The 8,179-nt window shown below is 38.7% G+C and carries 6 protein-coding genes and 1 rRNA gene; 4 read left to right on the top strand and 3 right to left on the bottom strand.

Going from position 1 to position 8,179, the window contains the following annotated elements:
• Positions 1–154: 154 nt before the first annotated feature.
• The 4 genes from rrf to AAEZ22_RS01905 all read left to right on the top strand — a co-directional run bounded on the left by rrf (position 155) and on the right by AAEZ22_RS01905 (position 5,098).
• Positions 155–269 (top strand): 5S ribosomal RNA (gene rrf, locus AAEZ22_RS01920).
• A 560-nt stretch (positions 270–829) separates the two neighbouring features.
• The gene (locus AAEZ22_RS01915; protein WP_011329423.1) at positions 830–1,192 is read left to right on the top strand and encodes a hypothetical protein; all 363 of its coding nucleotides are present in this window, start codon (positions 830–832) and stop codon (positions 1,190–1,192) included.
• Positions 1,192–3,528, top strand: a complete 2,337-nt coding sequence (locus AAEZ22_RS01910) for a fatty acid cis/trans isomerase (RefSeq protein WP_192532253.1) — start codon at positions 1,192–1,194, stop codon at positions 3,526–3,528. Before AAEZ22_RS01915 ends, AAEZ22_RS01910 begins: the two co-directional genes overlap by 1 nt.
• Before the next feature lie 160 nt (positions 3,529–3,688).
• Positions 3,689–5,098, top strand: a complete 1,410-nt coding sequence (locus AAEZ22_RS01905) for an ATP-binding cassette domain-containing protein (protein WP_352295939.1) — start codon at positions 3,689–3,691, stop codon at positions 5,096–5,098.
• Between the two features lie 47 nt (positions 5,099–5,145).
• On the opposite strand, the gene AAEZ22_RS01900 is transcribed toward AAEZ22_RS01905, so the two are convergent.
• From AAEZ22_RS01900 to AAEZ22_RS01890, 3 genes are read right to left on the bottom strand one after another with little or no spacing between them, the layout of a single operon-like run.
• Positions 5,146–6,024, bottom strand: a complete 879-nt coding sequence (locus tag AAEZ22_RS01900; RefSeq protein WP_086994760.1) for a TraB/GumN family protein — start codon at positions 6,022–6,024, stop codon at positions 5,146–5,148.
• 50 nt (positions 6,025–6,074) lie between these two features.
• Positions 6,075–7,508, bottom strand: coding sequence for a sensor histidine kinase (locus AAEZ22_RS01895; protein ID WP_011329419.1), 1,434 nt, complete (start codon positions 7,506–7,508; stop codon positions 6,075–6,077).
• Entirely contained in the window at positions 7,489–8,163 is a 675-nt protein-coding gene (locus AAEZ22_RS01890) for a response regulator transcription factor (RefSeq protein ID WP_011329418.1), read from the bottom strand. Before AAEZ22_RS01890 ends, AAEZ22_RS01895 begins: the two co-directional genes overlap by 20 nt.
• Positions 8,164–8,179: the final 16 nt, after the last annotated feature.

Raw genomic sequence — 8,179 nt, 5'->3', positions numbered from 1 at the left:
CTTAACCATACAACGCCAAACGCGTTTTATGTGACAGTTCAAGCAAGAAGTTAATATTGCTAAAGTAGATATTTACGCAAAGACTTAAAAAATATTATCAGATATTTTCCAAATTCAGTTAATTTGTAGTGATACGAATTAACGCCCTAATTTGCTTGGTAACAATAGCGTTTTGGACCCACCTGACCCCATGCCGAACTCAGTAGTGAAACGAAACAGCGCCGATGATAGTGTAGCATTTGCTATGTGAAAGTAGGACATTGCCAGGCTCCAAATTGTAGAAAGCCCGACTAGAAATAGTCGGGCTTTTTTACGTCTGTAGAAAAGTGAAATGTGGGTGAATAATGTACACAAGTCTCCCGCGTAGGTCGGGCGAGCGTAGCGATACCCGATACTCAAATCATAAAAACATCACCACTAGCCAATGAATGTGGTGCATTTGCACTGTGATTTTCTACCGCTGTGGGCACTACGACATTACCAGGCTCCAAATTATAGAAAGCTCGACTAGAAATAGTCGGGCTTTTTTATGTCTGCAGGAAAGTGAGGTTCGTATAATTAATATACACTCATCCAACACCTAACACGTAGGTCGGGCGAGCAACGCGATACCCGACACTAAAATCATAAAAAACATCACCACCGGCGAATAAGGTGAAACCTAACCTGTGAATATGATTGAATTAATAATGTAGTTATTCTTTTATTATCACTAGCTACAGTATATAGGTGTAGTTAGTGTTGATAACTTTCGCTAATTTTTGATCTTATTATTTGCTATAATTGTTTTATAAATAGCCTGTATAGCCGTATTGAGAGAATCAGCACAATGGAATTTGAACAAGATAGCACTTTAACCCTTCCTTTATTTCTTTTTGATGACACTTTAAGTGACAGAGATTTAGAGCAACCTGACTTTGAAATTTCATTGCCACTAGATGACGAATTGCTGACTCAACTATGTCAAAACCCTAGTGAAGACAGTAGTATAGCAATTAGTGTTGAGAGCTATCAGTTAACAATAGTTAACCCTGAACTGGCAGATATTGCAGAGCAACAGCATGATGCACAATTAACTTTAACCCGCGGGCCATTATTAAGTGCAGTACTGATTACAGCAGATCAACAAACATTTGTTTCTCCACAAATGGATATGATGCCTACGTTTGATTTAGGCGATGAGGACGAATGATGAGAAAAGTCGTAATAAGTACGCTAATACTGATTATTTTAAGTGGCTGTGCGTATTTAGGTAATGCTCATTACAATGATTTATTTGGCCCTGAGCAAACACAAGATCGTATGGTTTTACATAGTACAATTGAGGGGGCTGATTTTTTACAAAATGTAAAGCCAGTGCTTGATACACGCTGTGTAGTTTGCCACGGTTGCTACGATGCGCCATGTCAGCTTAAGCTCTCATCTCCCGAAGGCATTGATAGAGGTTTAAGTAAAGAGCTGGTCTATGATGGTACGCGTTTATTAGCCACTACACCGAGCCGTTTGTTGTTTGATGCAGATAATACCCAGCAATGGCGTGATAAAGGTTTTTCGCCGGTGCTAAATGAGCGCGAGCAAAGCATAGAAGCAAACTTAGCAGGCAGTGTGTTATTTAATAGCTTAGTGCTAAAGCAAAGCTCTGATATTGCTAACAATGAAGTACTTGATGATGATGATTTTGATTTTTCGTTAAGTCGCTCTCAAACCTGTGCCACTATGGGAGAGTTTGATAGGTTGGCGGATGATCAACCACATGGTGGTATGCCTTATGGTTTGCCAGGCGTATCGCGTGAGGAATTTAAGCACTTACAAAATTGGCTGAAAAACGGTGGTAAAATGGCCAATATTGCACCGCCAACAGCGTTTGAGCTACAACAAATTAAGCGTTGGGAAGCATTTTTAAATCAAGATAGTTTAAAGTATCAGCTTTCTGCGCGTTATATTTACGAGCATTGGTTTTTAGCAAATATCTATTTCACTCCAGAAAACACGCAAACCTTTTTTAAATTAGTGCGCTCAAGTACACCACCCGGTGAAGATATTAAACTCATTAGCACACGTCGTCCTTATGATGATCCTAATGTTGAACGTGTTTACTATCGAATGATGCATGAACGCTCAACTATTTTGTCAAAAACACATTTGCCACTTAAATTAAATGATGCAAAGCTAACGCGTTTATATCAGCAGTTTATAGAGCCTGAATATACGGTAGCGAGCATGCCAAGCTATGAGCCAAAGGCTGCCTCTAATCCTTTTAAAACCTATGAAGTGATTCCAATCGACTCAAAATATCAGTTTATGCTTGATGAAGCTGAGTTAATAATTATGGGCTTTATTAAAGGGCCGGTTTGTCGTGGGCAAATTGCACTTAACGTCATAAATGATCATTTTTGGGTTGCATTTGCTGATCCTAAAAAAGTGGCTACTCCTGCTGTAGGTGAAATGCTGATCCAGCACGAAGATGCGCTTGAGCTACCTGCCGCTGAAGAAAGTAACGCATTAGCGATTAAAAGCTGGATTAAATATTCGGTGCGCGAAAAACGTTACTTAAAAGCTAAAGTTGAGCTGGCTAATGAGCTGTTTAAAAATGGCGATCACTTAACCACTAATTTATTGTGGAAAGGTGATGGTGTTAATAAAAATGCTGCGTTAACTGTATTTCGTCACTCAGACAGTGCTACGGTTGTGAAAGGCTTAATTGGACAAGAGCCTAAAACTATGTGGGTGCTTGATTATGCTTTATTTGAGCGCATTCACTATTTATTGGTTGCTGGATTTGATGTATACGGCAATGTAGGGCACCAACTCGTTACACGTTTATATATGGATTTTTTACGTTTAGAGGGAGAGGGTAACTTTCTTGGCCTATTACCTGAAGATAAACGAGAGCAAATTAAAAGTAGTTGGTATCGTAAGTCACCGCCTAGCTTATCTAAGTTCTTTAAAAGTAACCAAGAGTTTAGCCAACCTAGCGGAATAGTTTATAAAACCGATGATCCGCAACATGAGCTTTATGGCTTAATTAAAACGGCATTATCGCCCGTACTTAGTGAGCATTACGATTACACTAGCGTTTCTGGGCCGTTAGCAAGTATTAATACTATGCCTGTTAAGGCAATTAACTTATTGCCACCTGTATCTTATGTATTGGTTAAGCAAACAGACAATAGCCATAAAGCGTATACCATTATTCATCATAACGCACATTACAATATCTCTAGCTTACTTAACGAAGAAGGTCAGCGAGCTTTTGATGAAGATACTGTCACTCTAGTTCCTGGTTTTATTGGGGATTATCCAAGTGCTATTTGGTATTTAAATAATCAACAGCAAGTTGCAGCATTTGCAGAGCAGTTACCACTGATGCAAATTGAAGCTGATTATCGTGCGTTAAAATCTAAGTTTGGCATTCGCCGTACTCATCCACAATTTTGGCAGTATAGCGACATTTTACATCGGGCTGCTAAGCAGTATCGTGGTGTTGAATACGGTATGTTTGACTATAATCGCTTAGAAAACCGCTAGTTTTAATGAACTAAACGCAAGCCCAGCACTAAGTTGCTGGGCTTTTTTATTGCTTGCTGTTTATTACTTGAAATAATTTACAGTGCAGGAAATAGCGGTTGCTTCGAAGTTTAACTTTGCGGTAATTTAAATTAAGTAGAATAAATAATAAGAGTAAACAGTGCAGTCAATTCAGCTTCAAGCATTTAGTGGCTATTTACAAGGCCAAGGGCAAAGTCGTTACCATATCAATGACCTCAGTTGGCAGGTTAACCAAGGCGAGCATTGGTTGTTACTTGGCGCTAATGGTGCCGGCAAGTCAGCTATTACTGCAGCGTTAGCTGGCGAAGCTAAGCACGGTAGTGGTAAGCGCAGTTGCAGTATAGATGCTGTGCAATTGGTTTCATCTGATGCGCAAAAACAGCTTATTAATAAAGAACTAAAAAATGACAAACAAAGCTCAGTGAAAGAGCTGCTATTGGGTACAGCCAATTATGATGTCGATTTGGCGCAGCGTTTAATTAACATATTAGACTTTGATAAATTACTAGCTCGTCATTTTAGGGAGCTTTCAACCGGTGAAACGCGAAAGTTATTATTAATTAAAGCGCTGAGTTCGCGGCCTAATTTAGTGGTGCTTGATGAGCCCTTTGACGGGCTTGATGTAGAGTCGAGTACTGCGCTTAATGTCATTTTGGCGCAATTAAGTGAATATATTAGTTTTGTGTTTGTAGTGAATCGTGTAGACGAAATCCCTTCTTTTATTACTCATTATGGTTATGTAAATCAAGGGTGTTTACAGTCTATTTTAGCGCATCCAAATGCAGAGCAAGTAGCCGATTTACTCAAGTTACTGCACTTAGAGCACAGCCAACTGAATATTCCAGAGCGAGATAGCGCGCAAGTTCAAGGAGTGTTTACGGGCAATACCTTGGTAAAGCTAAGCCAAGCAAGTGTAAGTTATAGTGGTTTGAGTATTTTTACAGGGCTTGATTGGACTATTAATAAACATCAGCATTGGCAGTTAAGTGGTAAAAATGGCTCAGGTAAAACCTGCTTATTAAATTTAATTACTGGCGATAATCCGCAGTGTTATAACAACAATATTGAAGTGTTTGGCTTTAAGCGTGGCACAGGAGAGAGTATTTGGGATATAAAGCAACATATTGGCTTTATATCGAATGCGCTACACATGGATTATAGGGTGAGTATTTCGGCATTAAATACTATTGTTTCTGGCTTTTACGACAGTATAGGTTTGTATCAAACCCCAAGTGATACACAAATTAATATTGCCAAACAATGGCTCGCGTTAATAGGTTTGGAGGAGCAATATAATACCTCGTTTACTCAGTTATCGTATGGCGATCAGCGGTTGTTACTTATTGCCCGCGCTATGGTTAAGCACCCAACTTTGCTTATTTTAGACGAGCCCTGTTTAGGGTTAGATGAGGCAAACCGACAGCGAGTGCTATTATTGATTGAAAAAATATGCGTCGCAGGCAGCAGCACGGTAATTTATGTAAACCATCATGCGGCAGATAAAATTAACGGTATAGAGAATTACTTAAAAATGGAAGATTTTAATTAAAACTGAGAGAAAGGTTGAATGAAAAATCACTCAACCTATTTTTTATTTTAAAGACGAGTAACGTTAAAACCTTTATCTTTTAATTGTTTAAGTAAGCCGTGTTGTTCAGGTAAGTGCAGTGCGCCGACGGCAATAAATAGTTGCTCGTTTACTAAACGTGGTGTTAGTTGTTTAATCCAGTTGTTGTTGCGGTTAATGAGCATTACTTGCTCACTAATTTCACCGTAATTACTATCATCAAAACTAGTATTGTAATAATTGGTTAGAGTTTGCATATCGCCATTTTTCCAGGCATCAACTAGCTTAATAAAGTAGGTATTAATGTCGGCAAGCTGCTCAAAGGTTTCTGCGATCATTTCATTACTTAATAATTCCATACCATCAAACATTTGTAGTTGTTGTTCAAGAGTCTCCAGCTCCCCTACTTTAATATCTTTATTTTTGGCGTAAGCGAGTACTTGCTTATCAATACCTGTTTTATCTGAATAACCGGCATTTTGAAACTCAATTTGCATCATAGTTACCATTACCGCCCATGGCTTTAAGCCATTAAACATAGCCACATCAATCGACTTTTTGGCAAAATAATCTTTAAGCTTATTGTAATTTTCTGCAGAGAGCTCAGTTTGCAATGTTTTACCGTTTTTTAGTAGCATGAGTGGCATAGAGCGCTGCTGCATTTGCAGTGGCGTTAGTTTGTTTATATCTACCTCTACAATAACTTGAGAGCTTGCATCAATTGCATCAGTTACATTTTTAGGCAAGCCTTGCATGCTGGCGTCGCCTACGTGCACAGTGCCAAATAAATAGGAATTAACTCCGTTTTTTTCTATTTTGTATAACGCAGGAGCAGCATAGCTGTTAAGGCTAAATGTTATAAGTAACGCCACAATAAAAAAGTGGCTAATACGAGTAAGAGCATTCATGGTTTGTCCTTAAAATCTCAAAAATTAGTAGTGTAAATACTAACCTAAATTTACCCGGAGGGCAGCGTTAATATAAACGTTAGCGTATTGTTTTCGGTATTACTAGCCGTAATAGTAAAGCCATTTAAGTTACATAAGCTCTGCACAATAGATAACCCTAAACCGTGACGGTGGTTATTAGTTCTAGATGAATCTAGCTGATAAAGCGGGTCGAAAATAGCTTGTAATTGTTGTTCGCTCAATACTGTAGCCACTTTATTACTTAATGAAATGATAGTGGATTTTGGGTTACTTACGGCACTTAATTCGATGTTGTGCTGCGTTAAACCATAAAATAACGCGTTATCTATTAAATTACATAAAATAGTATTAAGGCTAAACTCGTCAGCAATAATGGTTACATTATTTGCAATAGTATTATTTATACGGGTGGCAATATTAGGGTGTTTAAAGGTTAGCTCATTAATTGTTTGTTTGAGCAAATTATTTAAAACGATAGTTTGCGCGTTTAATTCTATGCTGCTAGTTGAGCGCTGCAATAAGAGCAGGTTGTTTACAATGGTTTTCATACGCTCAGAAATACTGAGTACGTCACTGGTATAGGTATCGCTAATACGCTTGTCATCTGGGTATTTAAGTGCGACCTCGGATAAGCTTATTAGCTCTGCAATGGGAGTTTTAAGCTCGTGCGCTATATCGCTGGTAAGGCGTTTTTCATTACTATAAAGCTGCTGATTAGTAGTAATGAATTTATTGAGTTCATTGCGTATAGGCTCTATTTCTTCTACTTTAAAGTCGCTTTCTATAGTTTGTGCCACGGTTGTAATATCGAGAAGTTTTATTTGCTCGTTCAGGTTGTGTAGCGGAAATAGCCCTTTATTTACAATGCGTGTAACCAAGTAGCGCACGCCAAATACACCAATCACACAGGTGAGAATAAACACCACATCAATAATGATCAGTACTTTATTAAGCTCGGCCGTTGGGGCTGCTATTGCCAGGGTCATACTGTTAATAGTAGCTGATGCGTTGGTGTTTCTAATATCTTTTTTAGCAACAAAGTGGCTTATAAGTACTCGGCCGCTTTGTCCGTTAGGTAAGTCGTAATCAATTATTTTAGATTCGTTTATAGGTAGTTCTAAAAAAGGCAGTTGAGTGTTTTTATACAGTTGTAACGATTGAGAGCGCTCAAACACCTCGCTGCCATGCCATAATTGGTAAAACTCACTGGCGTCGGCTTGTTCGTATTCCGACATGAATTTACCCGAAAATTCAAACTCAACTTTACCGTTGTCATCCTCTACTAAGGTTTTTAAGTAGTTAGCTTTATTAGTGAGGGATTGATTAAACTGCTCCTCTACCCAAGAATCTACACTTAAATCAACAGTTAAAAATATAGTGAATAATATAACGGAGATCACCGCGCTAATATTATTAACGAGTTTACGTTTTATTGAGTGACTTTTACTTTGTTGTTGCGACATAACCAAACCCACGTTTATTTTTTATAGGGAGTTCGCCATCAAACTGTCTTACTTTTTTACGTATGGTTGATATATGTGCTTCAAGCGCATTTTTAGAGAGCATATCGAACTGACCGACCACCGCTTCACTTATAAGCTCCAGCCCTAATACTCGCTCGGGGGCATTAAATAAGCACTCTATTATTTTGTATTCATTACGAGTGAGTTCAATGGCATGTTGCTGGTAATGAAGTGTTTTTAGCGAAAGATCTAATACACAGTCACCTACGGTAAGCGTATTTTGTTGGTTTTGCAGTGAACCACGGCGAAGTAGCGCAAGCACGCGAGCGTGAAGTTCTTCAAACGAAAACGGCTTAGTTAAATAATCGTCAGCCCCTTTCATAAGGCCATTTATTTTATCTTGCGGCTCACTACGAGCAGATAAAATAAGTACACGGCTTTGGTTATTACTGCTGCGCAATGCTTGCAAAATACTCATGCCATCTACACTCGGTAGCATTAAATCAAGTAATATTAGGTCGTAGTTTCCACTAAGTGCCATGCTTAATCCTTCTGAGCCGTCACCGGTTTCATCTACGGTAAAACCAAGGTTGCCAAGGCCTACTTGCAGGCTGCGCCTTAGTGCTTCTGAGTCTTCAATAACGAGGATGTTCATCTTTGCTCGATTTGTA

This window comes from Pseudoalteromonas sp. 20-MNA-CIBAN-0454, assembly GCF_040308685.1.
In the GTDB taxonomy this organism is placed as follows: domain Bacteria; phylum Pseudomonadota; class Gammaproteobacteria; order Enterobacterales; family Alteromonadaceae; genus Pseudoalteromonas; species Pseudoalteromonas nigrifaciens.
The sequence above is the reverse complement of the archived record's forward strand: the minus strand, read 5'-3'. Positions and strand labels throughout refer to the sequence as shown.